Source organism: Ruegeria sp. AN11, assembly GCF_056536005.1.
The window spans coordinates 3742531-3767289 of the sequence record NZ_JBQFJD010000001.1; the positions used below are offsets into that span (position 1 = coordinate 3742531).

Below are 24759 nucleotides of genomic sequence, written 5' to 3' on the forward strand. Positions count from 1 at the left end.
GAAAAACTGCCTGTACGATACACCATTAGGCACCCGCGACTTGTGAATGTCGCTTTTTCATAACGGTCAGTCGGTTGTTATTAAAGCGCTTTTTGGCAGAAGGGGCCTGCCATCCCCGAAGCACCTTCTGAAAAAGCCGAATAATCGCCGCCGATTTTTCCGGCATTTCAAAGCTGCGGTTCCTGCTTTTGCAACTCCGCAGGGTGGGATAGCGTAGGCAGCATGAGCAGTTCCCCTCGATTCATTCACCTCCGCGTTCACACAGAATATTCTCTTCTCGAAGGCGCCGTGCGGCTGAAAAAGCTGCCCGCCCTGTGCGAGAAGATGGAGATGCCTGCCGTTGCCGTGACGGACACCAATTCCATGTTCTCCGCGCTCGAGTTTTCGGTAACGGCCAGCGGTGCCGGTGTGCAGCCGATCATGGGCTGTCAGGTCGATCTTACCTATGTGCAGTCGCAACCCGGCGAAAAACCCAAGGCGCCCGCGCCGCTGGTGCTGCTGGCGCAGTCCGAGGTTGGATATGAGAACCTGATGAAGCTCAGCTCCTGCCTTTATGTGGACAAGGGCGGGCAGCTTCCGCAAGTGACCTTGGATGAACTGGCCGACCGCTCAGACGGTCTGATCTGCCTGTCCGGCGGTCCCGACGGGCCGGTCGGGCGGTTGCTGCAACAGGGGCAGCGCCCGGCGGCAGAGGCTTTGGTTGACCGATTGGCCGCGATGTTTCCGGACCGGCTTTATATTGAACTGCAACGCCACCCGGGCGAGGATGGCCAGCCCGAAGCGGAACGTCTGACCGAGCGTGGCCATGTCGAGATGGCCTATTCCAAAAACCTGCCGCTGGTCGCCACCAATGACGTCTATTTCCCGACCTCGGATATGTATGAGGCGCATGATGCGCTGATCTGTATCTCGGAAGGGGCTTATGTCGACCAGCAGGAAGGCCGCCGCCGTCTGACCGCGCAGCATTATTTCAAGTCGCAGCAGGAAATGGTGACCCTTTTCGCCGATCTGCCCGAGGCGATCGAGAACACGGTCGAGATCGCGCGACGCTGTGCCTTCATGGCCTATCGCCGCGATCCGATCCTGCCGAAATTCGCAGATGACGAGGTTGCCGAACTGCGTCGCATAGCAAATGAGGGCTTGCAGAAACGTCTGGCCGTGATTCCGCATGCCGTGACGCCTGAGGAGTATCAGGAACGGCTGGATTTCGAACTGGGCATCATCGAAGGGATGGGTTTCCCAGGTTACTTCCTGATCGTTGCGGACTTTATTCAATGGGCCAAGGACCACGACATTCCGGTGGGGCCGGGGCGGGGGTCGGGCGCGGGTTCTCTGGTGGCCTATGCGCTGACGATTACCGACCTTGACCCGCTACGCTATTCACTCCTGTTCGAACGCTTTCTGAACCCGGAGCGGGTCTCGATGCCTGACTTCGATATCGACTTCTGCATGGACCGCCGTGAAGAGGTGATCCGCTACGTGCAGCAGAAATACGGGCGCGACAAGGTGGGGCAGATCATCACTTTCGGCGCGTTGCTGTCCAAGGCCGCCGTGCGCGATATCGGGCGGGTGTTGCAGATGCCCTACGGCCAGGTGGACCGCCTGTCCAAGATGATCCCGGTTGAAGGCGTTAAACCCGTTTCCATCGAAAAGGCGCTGAAGGACGAGCCGCGCCTGCGAGAAGAAGCGCGCAACGAAGAGGTCGTGGACCGCCTGCTCACCTACGGCCAGCAGGTCGAAGGGCTGCTGCGGAACGCCTCGACCCACGCGGCGGGTGTTGTGATCGGGGACCGCCCGCTAGACGCGCTGGTGCCGCTTTATCAGGATCCGCGGTCCGACATGCCCGCAACCCAGTTCAACATGAAATGGGTCGAACAGGCCGGGCTGGTGAAGTTCGACTTTCTGGGTCTGAAGACGCTGACCGTGATCCAGAACGCGATGGATCTGATCTTCAAATCCGGGCGGCCCCTGCATGTGGCGGCGGATGGTACGGAGCTCTATGAACCCGCCGAAGGGGCGGAAAACCAGATCAACGCCATTCCGCTGGATGACGAGGCCACGTATAAACTCTATTCGGCGGCTAAGACGGTGGCGGTGTTCCAGGTGGAATCCTCGGGCATGATGGATGCGCTGAAGCGCATGAAGCCGACCTGCATCGAGGACATCGTGGCCCTTGTGGCGCTGTACCGTCCGGGCCCGATGGAAAACATCCCGACCTATTGCGAGGTCAAGAACGGGCTGCGCGAGATCACCTCGGTTCATCCTCTGATCGACCATATCCTTGAGGAAACACAGGGCATCATCGTTTATCAGGAACAGGTGATGCAGATCGCGCAGGTGATGGCGGGGTACAGCCTTGGTGGCGCGGACCTGCTGCGCCGCGCGATGGGTAAGAAGATCAAAGAGGCGATGGACGCCGAGCGCCCTAAATTCGAAAAGGGCGCGGGTGAGAATGGCGTGGATGCCAAGAAGGCCAGCGAGGTTTTCGACCTGCTGGAGAAGTTCGCCAACTATGGTTTCAACAAGTCCCACGCGGCTGCCTATGCAGTGGTCAGCTACCAAACCGGTTGGCTGAAGGCGAACCACCCGGTCGAGTTCATGGCGGGGGTCATGAACTGCGATATCCACCTGACCGACAAGCTGGCCGTTTATTTTGAAGAGGTCCGCAAAGGGCTTGAGCTTCCTTATGTGCCGCCCTGTGTAAACCGCTCGCTGGCGACGTTCGACGTTGTGAACGGAGAGCTGGTTTACGCGCTGGGCGCGCTCAAGAACGTAGGCGTCGAGGCGATGAACCTTGTTGTCGAAGGGCGTGGGGACAAGCCGTTTGTGAACCTCTTTGACTTTGCCCGCCGGGTCGATTTGAAGAAGGTCGGTAAACGTCCACTGGAAATGATGGCGCGGGCGGGGGCCTTTGATCAGCTCGACAAGAACCGCCGCCGCGTCTTCGAAAGCCTTGAGCAACTGGTGCAGTACTCGGCGGCGATCCACGACCAGAAGAACTCGAACCAGGTGTCGCTGTTTGGTGAGGCCGGGGATGATCTGCCCGAACCGCGGCTTTCCGCGACGCCCGACTGGTTGCCGGCAGAACGCTTGAGCGAAGAGTTCAAGGCAATCGGCTTCTATCTTTCAGGCCACCCACTGGACGATTACATGCCTGCGCTGAAGCGCAAGCAGGTTTTGACCCTGGACGAAGTGACCGAAAAGGCGCGTTCCGGCCCTTTGATCGCCAAGATGGCCGGTGTCGTTGCCGGACGACAGGAGCGCAAGTCAGCGCGCGGCAACCGCTTTGCCTTTGCACAGCTTTCTGATCCGACCGGAGCTTATGAGGTCACGCTGTTCTCGGATACGTTGGAGAAATGCCGGGAATTTCTTGAAACCGGCGCGCAGGTGGTTCTCACCGCCGAGGCGACGATGGAGTCGGATCAGTTGAAACTGCTCGGGCGATCTGTTGGGCCAGTGGACTCGGTGGTGGCCGAGGCGGGCGCAACCGGGCTGCGCATCTTCGTGGATCAGCCGCAGGTTCTGCCCACCGTCGCCAGGGTTTTGGAAGACGCTGCCGGTGCAGCCAAGGGCGCGGCGAAGGGGCCGATCCATCTGTGTCTGCTTGACCCGGGCTTGCCTGGGGATGTGGAAATGGATCTGGGGCAGGATTTTCCGATCAACCCGCAGATCAAAGGCGCGATCAAATCGCTGGATGGCGTGATGTCGGTCGAGGAAATCTGACGTCCAACGGCTTGTTGCCAGAAGATTGCCACCAAGCTAGGCTGGAATTCTACCTATATTCATTTGGGTTAAGTCATGGGAGGACGCCAAATGGGGATTTCAGGAAGACGTCTGGGAATACTGGTCGCTGCTGCTGTGGCGTCACTGGCATTGTTGCCCGCAACTCAAGCTTTGGCGGATAAGGACAAGCAGGAAGACGCGCTCAAAGGCGCTTTGATCGGCGCGGGCGTTGGTGCTTTGGTCGGCGATGGCAAGGGAGCCGCTGCGGGGGCTGTTGTCGGGGCCATCATCGGCGCCAATAAAAAGTGACCACCGATCCCAAAATAGGATCGTTGCCCAATTTGAGAGGACTTGCCATGCGTTTTCACGGGTTCAAACTGATTTCGATGGTCGCTTTTATCGCCGCGCCGGGATTTGCGCTGGCCGATGACGAAGCGGACCAGATGATGCAGGAAGCGCTGCCGCTGATGTACCATACCTGCGCATCAGTCATCGAAGAGGCAGACGGGAATGACGAGTACGTCCTGGACGTGGTCGGAAAGATGACGGCCCTGTCTCTGTACAATCGCCAGATCGACATCGAACAATACGCCGCGTCCGAGGACGACAAAGCCAAGCTGCGCGAAACCTTCCTGGCCGCGCTGACCGAAGGATGCACCGGGGACGAGGATGCGCTGCTGGGCGGTGTTGTGGACAGTGCGGTGAAATCGACGCTGGGACTGTAACCCTTTAGTAATGCGGCGGGCGCTCGTCGCCGAATACGACACCGCCGGACCCTTCCTGCGCGCGCTCAGCCTCACGTTGCAACAGCATCTCAACTCTGCGGGTCAGGCGTTCAATCTCGGTTTGTTGCCGCGTGACAACCGCGTTCAGGTCTTCGACTGTACGGGTCAGGTGGGCGATCTGTTCTTCCAGATGCTGCATGGGTGGCTCCTGTCTCTGGGGCTGGTCATAGCGACCCTGTGACGCCGTGGCCAGAGAAAGCGCGCCTTGCCCCGAAACAGACCATGGGATAGACCGCGCGCGGAACAAGAAAACTCCCAAGGACGCCCCACATGGCCAAGCCCAAGAAACAGCCCCGCCCCAAGGCCGAGACGCCGAAAGGGTTCCGCGACTATTTCGGCCAGGAAGTCACGCAGCGCACCGAGATGCTGCGGGCTATTGCGGACGTCTATCATCGGTACGGGTTTGACGCCCTGGAAAGCAGCGCAGTGGAAACTGTCGAGGCGCTGGGCAAATTCCTGCCCGACGTGGATCGCCCGAACGAAGGCGTGTTTGCGTGGCAGGAAGTGGACGAGAACGACAAGGGCGACTGGATGGCCCTGCGTTACGACCTGACCGCACCACTGGCGCGGGTCTACGCACAGCACCGCAACGATCTGCCGACGCCCTATCGCCGTTATGCAATGGGGCCGGTCTGGCGGAACGAAAAGCCGGGTCCGGGGCGGTATCGCCAGTTTTATCAGTGTGATGCCGATACGGTCGGTACGGCCTCAATGGCCGCCGATGCCGAGATCTGCGCCATGCTGTCGGATACGTTGGAAACCGTCGGCATCCCGCGCGGCGACTATCTGGTGCGGGTGAATAACCGCAAGGTTCTGAATGGTGTGTTGGAGACCATCGGTTTAGGAGACGTAAAAGCGGGGCAAACAGCAAGTCCTCAAGAAGCGTTTAATAAACAAGTTCAGAAATACAATCACATCGTTGTGAACAACGTACTTCGTACTATCGACAAGTTTGACAAGGTCGGTGAACAGGGCGTTCGCGAGTTGCTAACGCGCGGACGCAAGGACGCTTCGGGAGCGTTTATCGCAGGTGCCGGTCTTAACGAAGAACAAGTTAAACCAGTGATCGATTTCCTTACGGCACGCGGCTCAACTAATGCCGACACTTTGCTAAAACTGATGGTTGCGGTTGGAGATAGCGCGATAGGTGCTGAAGGAATCGCTGAGCTTCAGGAAATTGTGCAACTACTTGCATCACAAGGTTACGATGAGGACCGTATCGTCATTGACCCGTCAGTGGTGCGCGGATTGGGCTACTATACAGGCCCTGTCTTTGAGGCCGAATTGACCTTTGAGATTTTCGACGAGAAGGGACGTAAAAGGCAATTTGGTTCCGTTGCAGGGGGAGGGCGCTACGACGATCTGGTTGCCCGTTTCACGGGGCAGAAAGTGCCTGCTGTTGGCATCTCCATCGGTGTTGATCGCCTGCTGGCCGCGTTGCGGGAAAAGGGCCGCATCGCAGCGCAGGCCACTGGCCCCGTGGTTGTCACCGTCATGGACCGTGACCGCATGGCTGATTATCAGGCAATGGTCGCGGAACTGCGCAACGCAGGCATTCGGGCCGAAGTTTATCTGGGCAATCCCAAGAATTTTGGCAACCAACTGAAATATGCGGACAAACGGAACTCTCCGATTGCAGTGATCGAAGGCGGTGACGAAAAGGCGGGTGGCATCGTGCAGATCAAGGACCTTATCCTGGGCGCGAAGATTGCCGAAAGCGCCACGCTCGAGGAATGGAAAGAACGCCCCAGCCAGTTCGAAGTGCCGCGCGGCGATCTGGTCGCCAAGGTGCGTGAAATTCTGAACAGTCAGGACTGACGCATGCCCAACCGCTCTCAGATTCAGGCCCGCGCCGCGATGATGCGCGTCCGGTTCGAGGCCGCCGGGGCGCAGGTGGTCGATCCGCCTTTGCTGCAATCGGCAGACTTGCTGCTGGATCTCTACGGCGAGGACATCCGCGCCCGGGCCTATGTGACCTCGGACGCGCTGCGCGGCGAACAGATGCTGCGCCCGGATTTCACCCTGCCCGTGGTGCAGATGCACATGAGCGAAGGTGCCGAACCCGCGCGCTACACCTATTCGGGCGAGGTTTTCCGGCGTCAGGAACACGATCTGGACCGCGCAAACGAATACATTCAGGTCGGGTACGAGGTTTTTGATCGCGACGATCCCGCCGGAGCGGACGCCGAGGTGTTCTCGCTTTTTGCGCTGCAGCTTCGTGGTCTGCCCCTGCGCGCAGCCACCGGCGATATCGGTATACTGACCGCAGCCGTTCAGGGCCTGAGCACGACTGAACGACGTAAGGCCGCGTTGATGCGGCACCTGTGGCGACCCCGCCGGTTCCGTGTTCTTCTGGACCGGTTTGCCGGACGTAAACCCGCTCCGGCGGGCCGGGACGCTTTGTTGGACGCGTCCGATCCGATGACATTTGAATCCCCCATGATCGGCAAGCGGCGCTCATCGGAAATCGAAGCCCGCATCGCGGCACTGCGCGAAGACCGCGAGACGCCTCCGATTTCGGACAGCGAACTGGCCGGTCTGGAGACGCTGCTGAATGTCCGCGAAACGATGCCTTTCGCGCTTGAGCGCTTGCGCGATGTGGCCGTTGATCTGCCGCAGATCACCCCTGCGCTGGATCGGCTCGAGGCGCGGATTGCCTCGCTTCAGGCGCGTGGGGTCGACGTGGAACGGCTGGATTTCGAAGCCGCCTATGGCCGGACATCCATGGAGTATTACGACGGGTTCGTATTTGGCTTCTACGCCGAAGGCCGTCCCGATCTGCCGCCCATCGCAACCGGCGGACGCTATGACGCGCTGACCCGGCAACTGGGCAACGGCGCGGAAATTCCCGCAGTGGGTGGTGTCCTGCGCCCCGACCTGATGCTCGAGATCGAGGAGGGCGCAAGATGAGCCTGAAACTGGGCGTTCCCTCGAAGGGCCGGCTGATGGAAAAGACCTTCGCCTGGTTTGAAAAGCGTGGCATCACCCTGTCGCGCAGTGGATCAAACCGCGAGTATTCGGGCAAGGTTGAGGGGATCGACAACGTATCACTGATCCTGCTGTCGGCGGGGGAGATTCCGCGGGAACTTGCAGCAGGGCGGATCCATCTGGGCGTGACGGGAACGGACCTTGTCCACGAAAAATTGCCCCGCTGGGAACAACAGGTCGAAGAGATCGCGCCATTGGGGTTCGGAAATGCCGATTTGATCATTGCGACACCTGCCTGTTGGGTCGATGTGGACACGTTGGACGATCTGGATGCTGCAGCGGCGGCGTTCCGCAAGGTGCACGGCCACCGGCTGCGCATTGCGACCAAATATCATCGGCTGGTGCGTGAATTCCTGACCGAGGCGGGCGTGGCCGACTACACTCTGGTCGACAGCCAGGGCGCGACCGAAGGCACGGTGGTGAATGAAACCGCCGAGGCAATCGCGGACATCACGTCAACCGGGGAAACCCTGAGGGCCAACCATCTGAAAATCCTGTCGGATGGACTTATACTGCAGTCGCAGGCGACACTTTGGTGCAGCCGCGTCGCGAACTATGACGCTGACGACAAGGCCGTTCTGTCCGATCTGCTGGATCGGCTGGGCTAATTACAGCACACCAATCTCTGCCAGCGCGCGGTTCAGATCATCGGGCAGGGCATCGTCCTGCTCGCGTCCCTGTGGCAGATCGGCCGGAGTATCCTCGGGTTTCAGATAGCGCCAGCCCTGAAACGGGCGTTTCAGCGCGGTCTGCGTACGGTGTATCTCGGGGTCCAGCACGATGGCACAGCGGCGGATGCCGTCTTCGCCGCGTACCTCGTCCAGCCGCAGGATGCGTTGGCGGCACTGGATGACGCCCTTGATCACCCAATAGATTGATCCGCCGTTCAGAATTTCGGCCTCACGCTTGGGCCACATACGGGTGACGTGGCGCGGGCAGCCGTCCTCATAAAGCGCTATGCGGCCGTCCTGCCACGCCATCAGCGTGTCTACGCTTTCCGAGCCAACGGATAGTTTTATGAGGTTTACGTACTTATCCACAGCTTTCCCACAGAGTCGTCCCGAAGTGCATCTTTATATTGTAGCTCGTAAGGCGCAGTCATCAAGGTGTTGTGGCAGGGGCAGGGTTTGGGGTAGTCTGGATACCTCTTTCAGTACAGGGAATCAACAATGAGCCGCTTTGCCGCCCCCCTCGCCGAGCAGATCTGGGATATGAAATACCGCTTTAAAAAGGCGGATGGTACGCCCATCGACCAGACGGTCGAGGATTCCTGGCGGCGCATTGCCCGCGATCTGGCGCAGGTCGAGAACGACCCGGCGCATTGGGAGCAGAAGTTTTTCGAGGCGCTGGAAGACTTCAAATACCTGCCAGCGGGCCGTATCACCGCAGGCGCAGGGACAGCGCGGCGTGTGACCCTTTTTAACTGCTTTGTCATGGGAACAGTGCCTGACAGCATGGGCGGCATTTTCGATATGCTGAAAGAGGCCGCCCTGACGATGCAGCAGGGTGGGGGGATTGGCTATGATTTCTCGACCATCCGTCCGCGGGGCGCGGATGTGCACGGGGTCGCGGCGGACGCATCCGGTCCGCTGTCGTTCATGGATGTGTGGGACGCGATGTGCCGAACCATCATGTCCGCCGGATCGCGCCGAGGGGCGATGATGGCAACCATGCGGTGTGACCATCCGGATATCGAGCAGTTCATCACCGCCAAATCCGACCCGGCCCGTCTGCGCATGTTCAACATGTCGGTGCTGGTGACGGATGCCTTCATGGAAGCGGTCAAGGCGGACGGCCCGTGGGAGCTGGTGTTCGGCGACAAGATCTATCACACCGTTCAGGCGCGCGATCTGTGGAACAAGATCATTCAGGCGACCTATGACTATGCCGAACCGGGTGTGATCTTTATCGACCGGATCAACCAGGCCAACAACCTTAGCTACGTGGAAACCATCGCGGCCACGAACCCTTGTGGAGAACAACCGCTGCCGCCCTACGGCGCTTGCCTGCTGGGGTCGATCAACCTGGCGCGACTGGTGGCAGAACCGTTCGAACAAGCCGCCCATCTGGACGAGGCGGCGATGCAGGAACTGGTCGCCACGGCGGTTCGGATGATGGACAATGTGGTCGATGCGTCAAAATTCCCGTTGCCTGAACAAGCCGCCGAAGCACAGGCCAAGCGCCGTATCGGCCTGGGTGTGACCGGGCTGGCGGATGCTCTGCTTATGCTGGGCCTGCGCTATGGCTCAGACGAGGCGGCGCGTCAGACCGAGCGCTGGTTGCACGCAATCGCCCGCGCCGCGTATCTGGCGTCGGTGGGTTTGGCGAAGGAAAAAGGCGCATTCCCCCTGTTCGATGCCGAGAAATACCTGGCCAGCGGCACGATGCAGAAGATGGATGACGATGTGCGCGATGCAATCCGCGAACACGGTATCCGCAACGCTTTGCTGACGTCGATTGCACCGACCGGAACGATTTCCCTGTACGCCGGGAACGTGTCGTCCGGGATCGAGCCGGTCTTTGCCTATGCCTACACGCGCAAGGTGTTGCAGAAAGACGGATCGCGAACCGAGGAAGAGGTCGTGGATTACGCCGTGCAGATGTGGCGCAATAAGTTCGGTGACGAGGCGTTGCCAGACTATTTCGTGAACGCACAAACTCTGACACCGCTGGATCATGTGAAGATGCAGGCTGCCGCGCAGAAGTGGATCGACAGCTCGATCTCCAAGACGATCAACTGCCCCGAAGACATCAGCTTTGATGCCTTCAAGGACGTGTACATGCAGGCCTGGGATCAGGGCTGCAAGGGCTGCACCACCTATCGCCCGAACGATGTGACCGGGTCGGTTCTGACCGTCTCGGAAAGCTCGGACAAGGCACCCGGCGAAAGCGCCGACGCCCCACACGAAGCCGATGGCGGCGATGTCATCTACATGTCCGAACCGCTGGACCGACCCCAATCGCTGGAAGGTTCAACCTACAAGCTGAAATGGCCGGACAGCGAGCACGCGATCTATCTGACGATCAATGACATCGTGATCGCGGGCCGCCGTCGACCATTCGAGGTGTTCATCAACTCGAAGAACATGGAGCATTACGCCTGGACGCTGGCCCTGACCCGCATGATCTCGGCCGTGTTCCGGCGCGGTGGCGACGTGTCCTTCGTGGTCGAGGAGCTGAAAGCGGTGTTCGATCCGCGCGGCGGCGCCTGGGTCAAGGGCAAATACATCCCCTCGATTCTGGCGGCGATCGGCGGAGTCATCGAGCAGCACTTGATCAACATCGGCTTTCTTGAGGGCGAAGGCATGGGCCTGAAGTCCGACCCACAGGCACAGGTTGTGAACATGGATGCCCCGCGCGGAAAGGCCTGCCCGTCATGCGGCCAATTCGACATGGTGATGATCGAAGGTTGCATGACATGCCGGAGCTGCGGGCATTCCAAATGTGACGGATGATGCTTGAGCTGCGCTGTTGTGTGGGTGGGCATAAATAACCCATAGGGTTGATTTTTACGCCCATATGAACGGTCTTTAATGCCCACAGATTCTTAAGGATTTGAAATAAAATAAAAAAGACTCCTGTAGGGTTTTGAGGTCATTCTACGTTGGGCGACCTTCGATAGCATTCGCGCTATTGACCAAGACCAGAAAATCTCAAGACTGTGGCCATGGAACCAGATCGTCTCATACGCGTCACACGCTAAAGCTGACCAGAATTTTGTACTTGCCCAGCAAAACCGCTCGGGCAGTTCCATGGCTATCGGATACCGAATTGATGAAAAACAAATCGACTATCGAGGAGTCCCCTCAATACTCCGAATTGAACGCTCGATTTTCCCGTTTTTTGCTGGACTTCAGAAAGGAAAAACTCGCGCAGCAACTTGCCGGAGACGACAAAAACCGTGACGAGATTACTCGCGGAGACTTTCAATCATTCAAAGCGCGGATGACTGAGGGGTTGGAACTAACCGATTATGATCTAGATCGTATTCACCGCCGAGTATTGTCTGTACTTCTCCGCCCCGAAGCGGGCTCGGTGCGACAAGACGAATGAGGCTGGAAGGCTTAAAACTGGCGTGAAGACCGATCCGCTTTGACAATGAGTCAGTCCTAATTCTCACTTGAACATCTACGGTCACTTCACTGCGCACTCTTCAGTAAAAAAACAAAAACGTAATTCTAAGCTACTCCCGCATTTCTCTTCAATGCGCATCATCGGCGGGTCGCAGCCCTAAACGGACCTTCATCTTCGGGCTTTGCAAACTCCGAAATACCAGACGAAACCGCCGTTCGCTGTGGCGCTCTTGACTGGTCAAACGCAAACAGGACCGACTTTTCTATTGCGTGATCGCACCAGGAAGGCCCTAGATCGTCGTCAGCTTACAAATCCGATCTCCCTTGAAGAGAAGGCCGCGCACTATTCGGCTGAGGGTAGGGCGATCAAGGCACTCATGGAGAAGAAGGGTCTGCCCCAAAGGGGTGTCGCAACTGAGCTGGGTGTTTCGTTGGGCCTGGTTCAACGCCGCCTGAAACGAATGGAGAACGAAACCAGCAGAACTGACTCGGCTTGTCCTTGTAAAGATAATAGGAGCGAGCCGGCGCGGCGAGGCGCAGATGAGTCTGTATATAATAAAGGGCTCTCGAACCCAGAGGAGGCCTTGGTTTCGATCCGCAAGTCCTCATCTGTCGTGAAGCTTTCGGACAAGAAATGGGAGAAAGTACGGGAAGGGGCGAAGGTTACACCCTTTGAACCTGAAAAACCAGTCGAAGCCCATCCTCCGAAATCAATACCTGACAAACAACCGGCCAAGATTATTGGTTTTAGACCCATCGCATCTAGCCCACGTCCGCAGGATCTTCATTTCCAACCTTTGGAGGGACCTGAGGTGCCCCTGAATTGCAGAAAGCGCTTGCTTTGGTCGGGCTAAGGTGACCATCCCAGCGCGTTATTCGTGCTATTAGGAACGCTTGACGTGTTTTTAGGAACAGCCAGCTCGTGTTTTCACATGTGCCTTTCTCACAACGAGAGCAGTGCGCTGTAATTTACATCTAAAACAACATGTTAGCCCGCATCGGGTGATCAATCACTAACTGTTTGAATGCCGTTGTACAAGCCACCCCCGTTATCTCGATAGAGGCGCTGAAAACTATGACCAGTTGAATTTGTGATTTAAATCAATCCTTTACATCGTCTTTGTGACTGCGTTCCTGAAAACACGAGGTGCGTTCCCGAAAACCGATGCTGCACGAGGCCCCAATTGCAGCAATGCGCAGAGACCGGAAATTGCAAAATCTAACGAACGGTCCAGCGCTGCCTACTACCGACCAGTCAATATAATGAGGTTGCAGCCCGCATCGCGGACATTCACTGGAAGCGAAATATTTGGACGATGCCGAACTCACAATTCGCGGGACGATCCGACCGTTTGCTGCGCCTTGGTTCGCCTAACCAACGGTCCTGTCAGTACTATTTTGCTCATTCTTTTTGAACAACCAACAATGGTAAAAAACGATGGCGGCAAGAGCAATCATACGGGCTCTCCTCTGCCTGCCATCGCGTTCCGCAATTCCATTCAGTACGAGCACAAGGGCATTGTTACCTGCCAACAAGAAGAATGATGAAGAGCGGATCACTAAGCGATTATAACGTGTTGTGGGTAATCCCAAATGAGCCCTGTTCTATTTTATCGTTATACCAGAACAGTAAATCTATTCAGCAGAGGAAAATCGAAGCAATCAATACATGTTGACCCGAATCGAAAGTAGTAAGATGATTCGAATATTATAGTGGAGATTATTATGAAAAACTGGATTCTGGCGACAAGTATACTCTCTCTAGCAACGACAGCCGGTTGTTTACATGACGAAGAAGGTCAAACCGACATAGTTGATCAGGCTAACACCGTCATTGAAGGCACGAAGTCTGCTTGTAAGTTTGTCCCGTCAGTAGCATCAATTGCCGCTATTTTAGGAGTTCCAGGCGCGCCTATCGCAAGCGAACTGGCGGATCAAATTTGTGCAGAAGTAGCTAAAGTTCCGCGGTTGGAATCTGATGAAGGAGTATCTACCGTCACGGTGAGCGTTGACGGAAAAGAGGTGACAGGTTTGCGCTATTAAATTCGCGTTGCTCCACGAACCCCTTGGAGCAATGGCAGCTCTTCAAAATCCGGGGGACTTTTATACTATGAAGGGAATACGTAGCTGGAAAATTCGTAGCGTAGGGATCAACTCCATACTACTTGCCTTCCAAAAGATCGCTGCCTTCGTGGGCGCCGTAGTTTTTCTTCTCGTTGCTTACTCAGCCGACGCTAAGGGGCGCGAAACAGCTATAATCCAATGGCGTTCCAACAACACTATTTTTGATGGTATTCAGCATGCAATTGAGGATCATTACCTCACGCTGTATAATCTTGGGCTTTTGCCAACAAAAAAAATAACTTACAGGAATTCCGAGAGGAAGATAGCGGACGGTCTAGTCGATCACTTTTCCTACTTCCACTGGTCGGATAAAATCGACAATATCCTATGCGACATGAACTACTCTATATGCAGTAGATCAAGGGTGGAAAAGTCTAATACTAACTTCGGAGAAAACGATCACGTTCGAGGCTTTTTAGTTTCTGGCAAAAACAGAAGTAAATGGATTTACGACTACCCAGTGACCCTGATTGTACCCGACGTTGCATTTGATGTCTCTAGTAGGTGGATTGGCACAAGTTTGGACCTTTCAGGTGGAAAAACTACAAGAGCGCTCTACGAGGAAACAGCGTTGGGGTGCAAAACTCTACACGGATCCGAGACAATCGAATTCTTAACCTCAATGTCCAAAAATAGGTTGAAAAACACACTGAAGGTGTCCTCCGGAGATGACTGTGCCGCATTAATCGCAGGTCGCAACGCTCATTGGCTAAATATCGCATACACGGTTAATAACGAGGATAGTAGAAACGATCCGAATTCACATAATCCATCGAGTGTGACAGGCAACGATTCAGACTTGGCAACTGAAATAGCAGCCGCCGAAACAGATGAAGGTTGGGAGATTTTAGACAGAGCGTTAAAGGCTGTGTTTCCAATTGGATCTGATTTTGCAGCAGAAATTGAAGTGCCGGTTGCAATAATTGAAAGCTCCGTGGCGGTAAAGAAAAATGTCATAGGAAAGACAGAACTGGCGTCCGCAGCTTGGAAGTCAAAAATTTCTGAGATGTCATTCCGTGAGAGAATTCAACATATTCCTAAAAAAGGTTATCGTGCATTCGTTACTACAGGGGGCACTTTCCGCACACTGGTAGATTTCGCAAAAGAAGCGAGTGCTGGGTCCTTTGAGGAGGACAAAACATTTAAAGATCAAGCCTCTTCAATCGATGAATTGCGGATGGGCGCTAAATATGATGAATACATTGTTAACTCCTCCGCCAAGATGATCGCTGATGAGTTGGAAAGACAAGACTCCCAATGGGTACTTGATACGGGTGTAGAGCAAAAGTTCATTGGGTGGGATGGTAAAGATCATGAAAAATCATGGTTCAACAACGATGCTCACTTGGCAATTAATTTTAACCCAGGAACCCATTGGGGGTACTCACAAGCTCAAAGTTCAATTGTCTTTCTAGAAAAAGAGCTAGATACGGATCATTGTATCTTTAAGATAGATTGCACGCTCGAATACATCGGGACGATTGATACCAACGATCCAGATTACCGAGATGGTTTTAGCGAAGAACATCATGAGGCAGTTGAAAAGGTTGTAAGCGCAGTTTCTGATCATGATAAAAGAGCGTATCATGGCATAAGCGTAGCGGCAATTGCACTAGCACGACCTAAAGAAGGCAGAATGCATGGTATTAACCCTTATGCAATGCCTTTTCATCGAGAATTGAACGCTGGCGCAAAATGGAACCTTTCAACTATTGATGAAGAAAGAAGGCAAATCGGCTTGGCTAGAAATCCAACTATTTGGAATATTTCTGCAAAAACTAAACTACCCGATGATGTCACAGAAATTCAAAAACATGTAGTTCTACAATTAGATAGTAATCCATCTGCATACGGCAGAGATATTTTTGTTGTTTCAGCCGGCAACTTGCAAAACTCTGAAATAAAACATCTCAAAGAAGCCCAAAAGTGTTCTGTATTCCCGGCCTGCCTAGCAAGGGATGAACAGTTTAATTCAAGTGTCGTTACCGTGGTTGGGGTCATGTCCGCTACAAATGGAGACTTAGTCCCTTTTTCAGAAGGCAGCGCTGGCACTGAAATCTCATCGTTTACGGATGAAGAGTTTCAAATTGCGGCTCCCGCATCAGGCATTGTTGTACCGTCAAGTGAGCCAGGTTTTTTTATCAAAGTTAACGGGGTTAGTTTCGCCGTCCCGATGGTGGCAGGAACGCTTTCTGCACTCAGGTCGATGGAAAGCATTGGATCGACAGAAGCGATAGGTCGTATAATGGCTTGCGCGATGCAAAGTAGTAAGCTTCAGGAGCACGTAGCATCCGGAGTTTTAGACGTAGACTGCTCCCTTAGCACAACAAGGGATCAACTCAGGTATAAGGTTGATGTACAAGGAAATAAACCAGACGACCCGGACAGAGTATTAATTGGGACAGTGGTAAACGTTTGGAATAAGGATCTCAACAGCCCCACGTCAAGCGACATTATTGATTTTGGCGACGCAGCCGCGAAGGATATTCGCGGATCATTTCGAGCTCGTCCAGACCTGAAAAATGATGCCTTAATTGGTGTTAGAGCCCTTTCGGATGATCAAAGATACCTGAAATATGTTGTCAGGAGAGGAAGAAATACATTTGTTGATATTGAGGTAAGGCCTGCCCTCAAATCCGGCAAGGTTCTGGAATTCAAAGTGGACGGGGCTGATGATACTGTTTGCGTATATTTTGAGGATATACTCGACTACATACCAGCCTCCTATACTAATTCTATACAAATGGATGAGACAGATGTTCCAAATTGTCCATATTGAACAAAAATATTTACTCTCGTGTATCTTCTTTAGCTTTATTTGTTCTTCTGCGATTGCCTTTGAATTGGAATTTGAACCAGATCCATCAAGATATACGGAAACCAAAGAGGACTTACTCCTTCCTCTCAGGGATAAACCCCTGTCCAAATTTTCCCAGTACTTTCCGAATGTTGAGGTGCCCAGTATCTCGTTGGAATTGAAAGTTTTGAAAGGTGAAGATCAGAATTTTGTTATAGACGTTTTCAATGGCTCTGGTTTGTTGCAGGAGCAAATTTACAGTGATCAAATACAAGACATAGGAGACAAAAGTTTTTGGACTGAATTTACGAGTGGGCAAATTCGGGTGTCCTTGAGAGCTGGTGTCGGTGACCCCGTCAAAATTCAGGTGGTAGGATATTCTTATCAAGGCGATACGGGCGAATTCGATGGCGTTGTCAACTGGCCGCCATCGTTTGAAGCGGTGTCAAGCTTGGATGAAAATTTAAGACAGGCATTGTTGCCGCTTATGGCGAGAGTCTTGGTCGACACAAACTCCCCAAAAATATCAAATAGGGAACTGTCTAGGTCAAAGCCTTGTACGGGCGTTCTTATTTCCGAAAGCCTTCTTTTGACTGCGGCCCATTGTATTGATGGGCAGAGAACAATGTGTCCCCAAACTTTTTCCATTTTTGGTTATTTTTCCGGCGATGAATCCGAACTGGACTTTAGAAGATGTATTAGGGTTGAGTTTCTTGGGCGACATATTGATGTAGCACTTTTGCGGCTGTCTGCACCTTCTGAGGCTGAGGCATTTCCAATTCCGTCGAACAAGTTACCTAAGGTTGATGACGAACTATTTGTTGTTCAGTTCCCCAGAGGAAATTCCGGTAGAGTTTCCAAAGACAATGCTTGCAGAGTTACGGGCGTTGGGAAGCCTATAAAACCCTACAAGGACTCTGCTGACCCGGATCTGATCGACAAAGCTGGGTTTTATCATCAGTGCGATACTATGCCGGGGTCTTCCGGAGCTCCGATTTTTTCCCGCAGCGACATTGAACTAGTGGGCATCCAGCAGTCGCAACACAGCTTTGAAGATCAAAATATTGCCGTGCGTGGCGACTTATTCAAATCTTGTGTGAACATTACAGATGATCAAGTAAATTTGGTCTCAAAAGTAGGCATTTGTGAGCAATTACCATGAAGATGTTTTCTCAGTTTTTTCTCATCGTTGGCAGACCGGGATACTTGCTCAACCTGGTAATTTTCTTACTTCTTCTTGGAGGCTGCTTAAATGGTAGCCTATTTGATAGCGACAACACGGTTAAGGAGAAAGATGCTGTAAGTAAGTCTGAAACAATAGAAACTGTAGCTCTCGATCCTCAGCTAGTATCTCAATATCAGTTCTTGTACCAAGCCTCGCCAAGGGCGAAGAAATCTATCATTGATGGGTTTTCTCGGGCAGATGACCCAATGTTGAAAGCAGGCTTACTTCAAAACCAAGAACGCTTCTTACAGTTTCTTTCTCAAAGCGCAGTTGAGACATTCGGGTTTAGGACACTCGAAGAAAATATGAACTATTCGGCAGATAGACTTGTCGAAGTTTTTCCGCGTCATGTTACACCAGAAGAAGCAAGCAAAATTAGCTACAAGCCAAAAGAGATAGCCAACACAGTCTATGGTGGACGATCTTCTCTTGGCAATATCCCTGGTACAGACGACGGTTGGAACTTTCGTGGATCAGGTTATATTCAACTCACAGGACGGTATAATTTTGAGAAAATGTCCAAAATTATGAATTTGGATATAGTTTCAAAGCCCGAGTTGGTTCGTCAGCCACAAGTGGGTCTGGATTCGGCGATTGCGTTTTGGAATCATAACAATATTAGTACGATAGCCGATTCTGGAAGCATCAGAGCTGTGAGGAAAAAAGTCAATGGAGGTACGAACGGTCTCCCTGAAGCAAAGTTTTGGTATGCTCAAATCAAGAAGTACCTACCAAAGGGACCCGAACTGGAAACAGACGACAGTATTGACGAAGAGCTTAACCAAGCAGCCGCAGACATTTTGGGGCAGCTGGGCCTTCTCCAAAATCCAGGATTGGAGAGCACGTTTTCGTCCGGCGCCTATGCACGAGCATTAAAAGAGTTTCAAGTATCTCGTGGCCTCAAACCTACTGGGGTTATAGACGAAGACACACTGTACGAAATAACTGACCCGTTCCAACGCTACTCGGGAGAGTAGAGCAATAACTTTCGCCCATGAAGCCGCTAAACACGATCTTGGGGAGTGTCATCAACTCTGTGTATCTGCCCCGGTCCTAGCTGACCACGCTTTCAGACATGACGGCGAACGACTATCGTAAGCGGCGGCTGAAGACCGTTGGGTTTTTAGCTTGACGTTTTTAAGTTCCACGGGAGCAGTTCGTCGATTTGGTTCTTTGGGTGTCCTGCTGCGATGGCTTCGAGAGTGGCCTTGAGATAGGCGTAGGTTTCGACGCTGTTGATTTTCGCGGTTTCGATCAAAGAGGAGATCAGGCCCCTGGCTTTGCCGCCCTCGTCGTGACCTGCAAATAGTGCATTTTTGCGATTTAGGGCAATCGGGCGGATCAGATTTTCGACTTGATTGCTGTCGATCTCGACGCGTCCGTCGTTGAGGAAGGTTTGTAACCCCTCCCAGTGGTTGGCGATATAGGCGAGCTTTTCTCCAAGTCGGGACTTGGCCGAGACGCGTGTGCGTTGAGTTTGCAGCCACTCGCCGAAGGCGGCAACTAGAGGCGCGGATCGGGTCTTGCGTGCCGAGAGACGCTGGCCGGGGGATGTTCCTCGAATATCCCTCTCGATAGCGTAGATCTGGGCGATCTGGCGCAGGCCCTCTGCTGCGATCTCAGACTTGTCGCGGTCATGGATTTCCTTGAGCTTGCGGCGGGCGTGCGTCCAACAATGAGCCACGACGATGGGTGCGCCGCCCTTGCGCGTGGCGCGGGTCAGGCGATGGTATCCTGGGTAGCCGTCGATCTGGAGGATGCCATCGAAGCCGGTGAGGAATTTCTCCGCATTCTCGCCGCGCCGGTCTGGGGCAAAAAAGAACACCACCCCCGGCGGGTCATCGCCGCCCCAATTCCGGTCATCGCGCGCCAGTGCCCAGAGGTATCCGGTTTTGGTCTTCTTGCGGCCGGGGTCGAGGACCGGCGCAGTTGTCTCATCCATGAAGAGCTTCGTGGAGGCCCTCAGATGCTCGGCCAACCTGTCCACCACCGGTCCCAGATGAAAGGCTGCTTTGCCGACCCAATCAGCCAGTGTTGAGAGGTGAATGTCGATACCAGCACGACCCAGGATCTGGGATTGCCTGTGAAGCGGACAGTGGTCCGCGTATTTTGACACCAACACATGCGCGATGGTGCCCTCTGTCGGCAGTGCCCTTTCGATCAGGCGCGCTGGCACCGGGGCCTGGATCACTCCATCAGTGCAATATCGGCAGGCGTATTTGGGGCGCACGGTGACGATCACGCGTAGCCTGGCGGGTACGATATCCAGACGCTCGGATCGGTTCTCGCCGATTTTGTGCATCTCCCCGCACCCGCGGGGGCAAATCAAGCTGTCGGCTTCGACAATCTGTTCGATGCGTTCCAGATGCTCGGGTAGGTTACCCACGTTCCATCGCACCACGGGATTGCGTTTTGGGGTGTCTTCACCCGTGACCCAGGTGCCCTTGCGTTCCTGAACCTCGGCGACAGCAACTTCGAGATCTTCGAACAAGAGCTGCCGGTCGTCCTCATCCAGCTTCTCGGACTTCTTGCCATGCACCACATGGTTCAGTTCAGCCACCAGATGCTCAAGCCTTTTGTTGATCTCCTTGAGTTCTGCGACCTGCGCGGCCTGCGCCTCAAACAGCGCCCGGAACTCGGGCGGCAGCAGGCTCAAATCAAGGTCATTGGCAGCGTCAGACATGGCCGCCGCATAGCACGAAAGCCCAGGTTTGACGCGGCTCAATTGAGCCCCTGATTCATTCAGTCGCAGCCGGAGGGCGGCTTTCCAAAGCCTTCACCTTGCGCCAATCCAACCCCGCAAAAAGCGCCTCGAACTGGGCGTGGTTCAGCACCATCGCACCGTCCCGAATGGCGGGCCAGGTGAAGCTCGTGTCTTCCACCCGCTTGTACGCCATCACGAGCCCTGTCCCATCCCAGTAAAGCAGCTTGAGCCTGTCAGCGCGTTTGGAACGGAACACAAAGACAGTCCCTGTAAAGGAGTCTTTACGCAAAACCGATTGCACCAGCGCTGACAGCCCATCGTGACCTTTCCGGAAATCCACCGGATTGGTCGCCACCAGGATCCGCACCCGGTTCGAGGGAAAGATCATGACCCAACCCCAAGTGCCCGGACAATCTCAGCAACCCGCGTCGCCGGAGTGGCCCCATCCAACTTTACCAAGATGTCTCCAGCCGTGATCTCGATGGGCTGCGTAGAAAGCCCAGCGTCCGGGACCGGTGGCAAAGGTGGATCTTCAAAAACCACCAGCGGCGCAAAGGCGGCTTCCTCCTCCAAGGCCGGCAAAACAAGATCACCATCTTTGGCCATACGCCGCCACGACGAAACGTGGTTCGGCCGCAAGCCATATTTGGCGGCAACCTCATTCACTGTCGCACCCGGCAGCAACGTCTCCGCCACAATCCGTGCCTTCACATCATCCGGCCACCGCCGCCTCCCATCAGCTGAGAAGATAACACCAAGCCCGATGAGAAACTCTCTTGTACTCTCCATGGAGAAACTCACCTCAAAAAATCACTCGGAGGCGGAATCTCAGATCAGGGACAGGGCTGGAAGGTGATCGTCACCCACCGCTTACCACCAATCTAAACTTTCCGCGCAAGCGCCCTCACTCCGCCCTTGGCAGCAAACCCCCAGCCGTGGTCTATTGGCTGAAAAAGGACGAAACTCAACCCGATCAGCAGGAGCAGAAAGTAGCTTAATTTACGCCGGAAACTGTCCAAACATTGGGGAGTAGCTCAATTTGTCGTGGCTTTGCTTATCAGACTTGAAGGAGTAGCTTTGAGCGTTAGTCCCGAAATAGTCTGGAATACCCTGCTACCACATGTTGTGTTTGGCATGACTGTTGTTGGGGTATTCACTTCTCTGACTGCATTTTTGGGACTTACGCTTTTGCCCGTCGAGCGAAAGAAAAGTATTTCAAAGTGGCTTCTCGGAGAAGATGGAAGTGAGGAGAACTGGGCAAGTTCCTTCAATGGTTTCTTTGACGCTCTATTTGGAAGCCAACACCTGAGCTTTCGCTGTTTTTTCATCTCTGGGCTGGCGTCCCTGCTGTCGGTTTTTGTGATGTGGATGCTGTTCGGACTGGTAAGTGAGTTCCGTTCCCGACAAGTTAACCAGCAGGATCTAGCGACCGTCCTGCTGATAGGCGCCACAGTGAATATTGTCGCCGATTATCTGTCACTTTTGGAAACACGTGCGTTTCTACGATATCTTGAGATGCCTAGGGCTTGGTTAGTTCAAGTTAGTTGTATTTTTTTTGATGCCGTCTTAACAGCGGTAATCATTTGGATCGCTCTGTTTCTATTTCAAAATACACCAACTTACAAAAATTGGACCGCCGACGTCAGTCAAGATTTTGGCGAAGTTTTCTTAGTTTACTCACCACTATCCGTTTTTTTCTACTCGACATTCCTTACCAGCTTGTGGGTTTGGATATACGTCATTTCCACCCTTGTTATGCGCGGTCTTGCACGAATGAAGTTGGGACGGTTTCGAGATGTAGAGAACCAGCCGATAGGCGTGTTGATGTGGGCGCTACTTCCAGCCGTCTTTATGTCAGGCTTTCTTTTGTCCATGGCATTCGGAGCAATGTCTGTCAAAAATACGGCAGGCCTAACTATACTGGATCAAGGAGTTTGCGTTCTACTAAAGGATAATAGTTGCGTGCGGGCCGCTGCACTAGCCAACGAGGAAGATGAAAGGAACAGATTTTTGGTTAGCGCTTGCCTTGGTGGCGACGCAGAGCAGTGCAAGATAATCGAGAACGTTGTGGCTGATCCAACCAGTGACGCAGCAGTTCGATATTGGCAGTCTGTCTGTGGCGCGAATGACGTGGTTAGTTGCTACTTGAATGGTGTCAACTATAAGTACGGAATTGAACAAAGAGTGTGCGACCAAGGTGATCCCGAGAACTGCTATGTGTTCAAGACACAGCATAAGTTTGGGGCGTTTCAAAGACTTTGGGAGAAAATTACCGGACGAGATTTTGACCCCGTTAAGGCCGTCAGAAACTTTGAAGCAGCCTGTGCCGCGCAACACGCGCGTGCATGCACTTTGTTGGGTGTAGAGCTACAAATCAGATTTGACACAAAAGAGCCAATACGCTTGATGAAAAAGGGGTGTGATTTGGGAGACGGATTAGGTTGCGCGAGGCTTGGGGAATTCCTAGTAAACAACTTCAATCTAAACAGCGACCAAAAGTCTAGAGCACTTGAGTACCTGAAAAAGGGTTGCGAGGCTGGTTTCGACTTCGCTTGTTGAATTCTGAAAAGACTATTTTAACTGCATTACCGCCTACAATTACGGGCGACCGCGGCGATAGTCGCACTGAACCGCACCGGGATTGCCGAAGGCTGATTGACGTTAGTTTCGCGGTGACCATCCGGTGAAGGTGCTCTGGCAGAGTTCCGGTGACCCCTGCTACGCTGCCGCAGCAGCGTAGCACCAGGGCATGAGTTCGTTCAGACGTGTGATCTTATGGTCTGCGATCTGTGCCAAGACCCAGGTGAGCCACGCTTGGGAATCTACGCCGTTCATCTTGGCGGTTTCGATCAGGGTATAGGCGATGGCAGCAGCTTTCCCGCCGCCCTCGGAGCCGTCGAACAAGTAATTTTCGCGGCCTATGGCAATTGGCTTCATCGCCCGCTCCGCGGAATTGTTGTCGAGTTCCAGGATGCCATGATCCAGATACGGGCGCAGTTTTTTCATCCGCGTCAACGCGTAGCGGATGGCCTTGGCCAGTTCTGACTTTCCCGGAATCCGTGCCTGCTGCGCGGCCAGCCAGGCCTCCAGTTCATCGAGCAGCGGCTTTGACCGGGATTGGCGCAACTGGGCGCGATCCTGCGGCGGCAATCCCCGCGCATCCTTTTCTACGACATAGAGCTCTGCGATCCGGCGGATCGCCTCTTCGGCCGCGGCCAGCCCTTGCGATTGGAACACGTCAACGAACTTGCGCCGGATATGAGCCATGCAGGCAACCTCGCGGATTGCACCGGAACGGTACAGCTCATTGAAGCCGGAATAGCCGTCCGCATGCATCCAACCGCTGTAGCTGGCCAGATGGGCCAAGGGATGTTTGCCTGCGCGGTTTGACGTGAACTGATACCAGGCAGCAGGCGGATCAGCCCCGCCCCAAGGGCTTTCATCACGGACATAGGCCCAGACGCGGGCTGTCGCGCACTTGCCCTTGGCCTGCAATTTGATCGGAGTGTCATCTGCAAATATGGCCTGGCCTGCACGCACATGACGGCCAATCCCGTCAGCCAGCGGTTCCAGCAGCGCCGCAGACCGACCGACCCAATCCGCAAGTGTGGACCGGTCCAGATCGATCCCTTCGCGATCTCACCTTTTTATATTGCCCTTTTCCCACAACAATCGGCGTCAATAGCTCGTAGCTTTTAGAGATCTTCAACTAGTCAAAGGAATGAGCAAGACGTCAAGAACCGCAGCGGTTGACGCTCCTATTCCGGCGTCCACGAGAAATGAACGAATCTGCGACCCAGAGAAGTGCTGCCCACGAGCAGCTTTGCCCGCGATAATTGCTGAACTGACCAAAGATGATGTTGCAAGCCCTTCGCTTATCTCGTCGAAAAGTCCATCCCCTTGAAGTTCAGCAAGTCTGTCATAAACATCGCGCGTAAGCTCTTCGTTAGAAAACCCAGAGCTCTCTATACCGGGCATTCTCGCAGCCACTTCTTCGGTCACCCTGATGTCGATATCAGGGTATCGTGCCAAGTGTTCCAGAACTAGTGCTTCAGATGCCACAGCTTTTAGCTGGACCTCACCAATTGTGCTTCCATCGACTAGGAACTCGACATCACCACCCGGATGGTTGGTGAATTCTTTCACCTTCGCTTCAACGTGATCCCAGTCACCGTTTTCAGCCTCAACGAACAAGAGCTCGTGGTAGATGCCTTTTACGTTCGATGCTACGCCACGAAGCTGGTCCTCAGACAGCGAGCCCAAATATTGTGAAAGCTCTCCAGCAGACGCCGTTTCCAAAGAACGCGTTGAGCGGCGTAGAGCCTGTAGCACCAATCCTT

General features: G+C 54.0%; 20 protein-coding genes and 1 pseudogene. 14 read left to right on the forward strand and 7 right to left on the reverse strand.

The window, feature by feature from the left end; all coding sequences use genetic code 11:
• Positions 1-222 precede the first annotated feature (222 nt).
• From dnaE to ACR3EQ_RS18510, 3 genes are all read left to right on the forward strand, one after another.
• The gene (dnaE, locus tag ACR3EQ_RS18500; protein WP_480491505.1) at positions 223-3723 is read left to right on the forward strand and encodes a DNA polymerase III subunit alpha; all 3501 of its coding nucleotides are present in this window, start codon (positions 223-225) and stop codon (positions 3721-3723) included.
• Between the two features lie 90 nt (positions 3724-3813).
• Complete coding sequence (locus tag ACR3EQ_RS18505; RefSeq protein WP_170614846.1) at positions 3814-4032, forward strand: YMGG-like glycine zipper-containing protein; 219 nt, start codon at positions 3814-3816, stop codon at positions 4030-4032.
• A 47-nt stretch (positions 4033-4079) separates the two neighbouring features.
• The gene (locus ACR3EQ_RS18510; RefSeq protein ID WP_170614845.1) at positions 4080-4448 is read left to right on the forward strand and encodes a hypothetical protein; all 369 of its coding nucleotides are present in this window, start codon (positions 4080-4082) and stop codon (positions 4446-4448) included.
• 4 nt (positions 4449-4452) lie between these two features.
• Here ACR3EQ_RS18510 and ACR3EQ_RS18515 read toward each other — a convergent pair whose 3' ends face one another.
• Positions 4453-4647: a SlyX family protein gene (locus ACR3EQ_RS18515; RefSeq protein ID WP_170614844.1), complete on the reverse strand. Its 195-nt coding sequence runs from the start codon at positions 4645-4647 to the stop codon at positions 4453-4455.
• A gap of 131 nt (positions 4648-4778) precedes the next feature.
• On the opposite strand from ACR3EQ_RS18515, the gene hisS reads away from it, so the two are divergent.
• Genes hisS through hisG form a run of 3 tightly spaced genes read left to right on the forward strand, consistent with a single transcriptional unit; the run spans position 4779 to position 8104 of the window.
• Complete coding sequence (gene hisS / locus ACR3EQ_RS18520) at positions 4779-6326, forward strand: histidine--tRNA ligase (protein WP_170614843.1); 1548 nt, start codon at positions 4779-4781, stop codon at positions 6324-6326.
• A gap of 3 nt (positions 6327-6329) precedes the next feature.
• A complete protein-coding gene (locus ACR3EQ_RS18525; protein ID WP_170614842.1) occupies positions 6330-7418 on the forward strand; it encodes an ATP phosphoribosyltransferase regulatory subunit in 1089 nt (362 codons plus the stop codon).
• Entirely contained in the window at positions 7415-8104 is a 690-nt protein-coding gene (gene hisG, locus ACR3EQ_RS18530) for an ATP phosphoribosyltransferase (protein WP_480491507.1), read from the forward strand. The genes ACR3EQ_RS18525 and hisG overlap by 4 nt, the downstream gene beginning before the upstream one ends.
• Here hisG and ACR3EQ_RS18535 read toward each other — a convergent pair whose 3' ends face one another.
• The gene (locus ACR3EQ_RS18535; protein WP_170614840.1) at positions 8105-8536 is read right to left on the reverse strand and encodes a DUF1489 domain-containing protein; all 432 of its coding nucleotides are present in this window, start codon (positions 8534-8536) and stop codon (positions 8105-8107) included. It abuts the gene before it with no gap.
• 129 nt (positions 8537-8665) lie between these two features.
• Between ACR3EQ_RS18535 and ACR3EQ_RS18540 the strand changes: the two genes are divergently transcribed.
• The 7 genes from ACR3EQ_RS18540 (at position 8666) to ACR3EQ_RS18570 (ending at position 18692) form a co-directional block, all read left to right on the forward strand.
• On the forward strand, positions 8666-10951 hold the full coding sequence (locus ACR3EQ_RS18540; protein ID WP_480491509.1) for an adenosylcobalamin-dependent ribonucleoside-diphosphate reductase: 2286 nt from the start codon (positions 8666-8668) through the stop codon (positions 10949-10951).
• A gap of 319 nt (positions 10952-11270) precedes the next feature.
• Positions 11271-11549 (forward strand): hypothetical protein, encoded by a 279-nt coding sequence (locus ACR3EQ_RS18545; RefSeq protein WP_480491511.1) that lies wholly within the window; start codon positions 11271-11273, stop codon positions 11547-11549.
• Between the two features lie 397 nt (positions 11550-11946).
• Positions 11947-12423 (forward strand): winged helix-turn-helix domain-containing protein, encoded by a 477-nt coding sequence (locus tag ACR3EQ_RS18550; protein WP_480491801.1) that lies wholly within the window; start codon positions 11947-11949, stop codon positions 12421-12423.
• 871 nt (positions 12424-13294) lie between these two features.
• Positions 13295-13612, forward strand: coding sequence for a hypothetical protein (locus tag ACR3EQ_RS18555; RefSeq protein ID WP_480491513.1), 318 nt, complete (start codon positions 13295-13297; stop codon positions 13610-13612).
• Positions 13613-13643: 31 nt separating this feature from the next.
• A complete protein-coding gene (locus ACR3EQ_RS18560; RefSeq protein ID WP_480491514.1) occupies positions 13644-16472 on the forward strand; it encodes a S8 family serine peptidase in 2829 nt (942 codons plus the stop codon).
• Positions 16450-17652, forward strand: a complete 1203-nt coding sequence (locus ACR3EQ_RS18565; protein WP_480491515.1) for a trypsin-like serine peptidase — start codon at positions 16450-16452, stop codon at positions 17650-17652. Before ACR3EQ_RS18560 ends, ACR3EQ_RS18565 begins: the two co-directional genes overlap by 23 nt.
• Positions 17649-18692 (forward strand): glycoside hydrolase family 19 protein, encoded by a 1044-nt coding sequence (locus tag ACR3EQ_RS18570; protein ID WP_480491517.1) that lies wholly within the window; start codon positions 17649-17651, stop codon positions 18690-18692. Before ACR3EQ_RS18565 ends, ACR3EQ_RS18570 begins: the two co-directional genes overlap by 4 nt.
• Positions 18693-18838: 146 nt before the next feature.
• On the opposite strand, the gene tnpC (ACR3EQ_RS18575) is transcribed toward ACR3EQ_RS18570, so the two are convergent.
• Genes tnpC (ACR3EQ_RS18575) through tnpA form a run of 3 tightly spaced genes read right to left on the reverse strand, consistent with a single transcriptional unit; the run spans position 18839 to position 21208 of the window.
• The gene (tnpC, locus tag ACR3EQ_RS18575) at positions 18839-20398 is read right to left on the reverse strand and encodes an IS66 family transposase (RefSeq protein WP_480491519.1); all 1560 of its coding nucleotides are present in this window, start codon (positions 20396-20398) and stop codon (positions 18839-18841) included.
• Positions 20399-20453: 55 nt separating this feature from the next.
• On the reverse strand, positions 20454-20807 hold the full coding sequence (gene tnpB / locus ACR3EQ_RS18580) for an IS66 family insertion sequence element accessory protein TnpB (RefSeq protein ID WP_480491520.1): 354 nt from the start codon (positions 20805-20807) through the stop codon (positions 20454-20456).
• Complete coding sequence (tnpA, locus tag ACR3EQ_RS18585; RefSeq protein WP_480491522.1) at positions 20804-21208, reverse strand: IS66-like element accessory protein TnpA; 405 nt, start codon at positions 21206-21208, stop codon at positions 20804-20806. The genes tnpB and tnpA overlap by 4 nt, the downstream gene beginning before the upstream one ends.
• Before the next feature lie 288 nt (positions 21209-21496).
• Here tnpA and ACR3EQ_RS18590 point away from each other — a divergent pair, with 288 nt between their 5' ends.
• Positions 21497-22978: an SEL1-like repeat protein gene (locus ACR3EQ_RS18590; RefSeq protein ID WP_480491523.1), complete on the forward strand. Its 1482-nt coding sequence runs from the start codon at positions 21497-21499 to the stop codon at positions 22976-22978.
• A gap of 159 nt (positions 22979-23137) precedes the next feature.
• Here ACR3EQ_RS18590 and tnpC (ACR3EQ_RS18595) read toward each other — a convergent pair.
• Both tnpC (ACR3EQ_RS18595) and ACR3EQ_RS18600 read right to left on the reverse strand, forming a co-directional pair.
• Positions 23138-24055: pseudogene (gene tnpC, locus ACR3EQ_RS18595) on the reverse strand (IS66 family transposase); the annotation flags it as partial.
• Positions 24056-24124: 69 nt separating this feature from the next.
• Positions 24125-24751: a hypothetical protein gene (locus ACR3EQ_RS18600; protein WP_480491525.1), complete on the reverse strand. Its 627-nt coding sequence runs from the start codon at positions 24749-24751 to the stop codon at positions 24125-24127.
• Between the last annotated feature and the right edge of the window lie 8 nt (positions 24752-24759).

Bases quoted from the DNA above. Each gene is read 5' to 3' on its own strand.
- dnaE (WP_480491505.1), top strand. From the start codon at position 223: ATGAGCAGTTCCCCTCGATTCATTCACCTCCGCGTTCACACAGAATAT.
- ACR3EQ_RS18505 (WP_170614846.1), top strand. From the start codon at position 3,814: ATGGGGATTTCAGGAAGACGTCTGGGAATACTGGTCGCTGCTGCTGTG.
- ACR3EQ_RS18510 (WP_170614845.1), top strand. From the start codon at position 4,080: ATGCGTTTTCACGGGTTCAAACTGATTTCGATGGTCGCTTTTATCGCC.
- ACR3EQ_RS18515 (WP_170614844.1), bottom strand. From the start codon at position 4,647: ATGCAGCATCTGGAAGAACAGATCGCCCACCTGACCCGTACAGTCGAA.
- hisS (WP_170614843.1), top strand. From the start codon at position 4,779: ATGGCCAAGCCCAAGAAACAGCCCCGCCCCAAGGCCGAGACGCCGAAA.
- ACR3EQ_RS18525 (WP_170614842.1), top strand. From the start codon at position 6,330: ATGCCCAACCGCTCTCAGATTCAGGCCCGCGCCGCGATGATGCGCGTC.
- hisG (WP_480491507.1), top strand. From the start codon at position 7,415: ATGAGCCTGAAACTGGGCGTTCCCTCGAAGGGCCGGCTGATGGAAAAG.
- ACR3EQ_RS18540 (WP_480491509.1), top strand. From the start codon at position 8,666: ATGAGCCGCTTTGCCGCCCCCCTCGCCGAGCAGATCTGGGATATGAAA.
- ACR3EQ_RS18545 (WP_480491511.1), top strand. From the start codon at position 11,271: ATGAAAAACAAATCGACTATCGAGGAGTCCCCTCAATACTCCGAATTG.
- ACR3EQ_RS18550 (WP_480491801.1), top strand. From the start codon at position 11,947: ATGGAGAAGAAGGGTCTGCCCCAAAGGGGTGTCGCAACTGAGCTGGGT.
- ACR3EQ_RS18555 (WP_480491513.1), top strand. From the start codon at position 13,295: ATGAAAAACTGGATTCTGGCGACAAGTATACTCTCTCTAGCAACGACA.
- ACR3EQ_RS18560 (WP_480491514.1), top strand. From the start codon at position 13,644: ATGGCAGCTCTTCAAAATCCGGGGGACTTTTATACTATGAAGGGAATA.
- ACR3EQ_RS18565 (WP_480491515.1), top strand. From the start codon at position 16,450: ATGTTCCAAATTGTCCATATTGAACAAAAATATTTACTCTCGTGTATC.
- ACR3EQ_RS18570 (WP_480491517.1), top strand. From the start codon at position 17,649: ATGAAGATGTTTTCTCAGTTTTTTCTCATCGTTGGCAGACCGGGATAC.
- tnpC (WP_480491519.1), bottom strand. From the start codon at position 20,398: ATGTCTGACGCTGCCAATGACCTTGATTTGAGCCTGCTGCCGCCCGAG.
- tnpB (WP_480491520.1), bottom strand. From the start codon at position 20,807: ATGATCTTTCCCTCGAACCGGGTGCGGATCCTGGTGGCGACCAATCCG.
- tnpA (WP_480491522.1), bottom strand. From the start codon at position 21,208: ATGGAGAGTACAAGAGAGTTTCTCATCGGGCTTGGTGTTATCTTCTCA.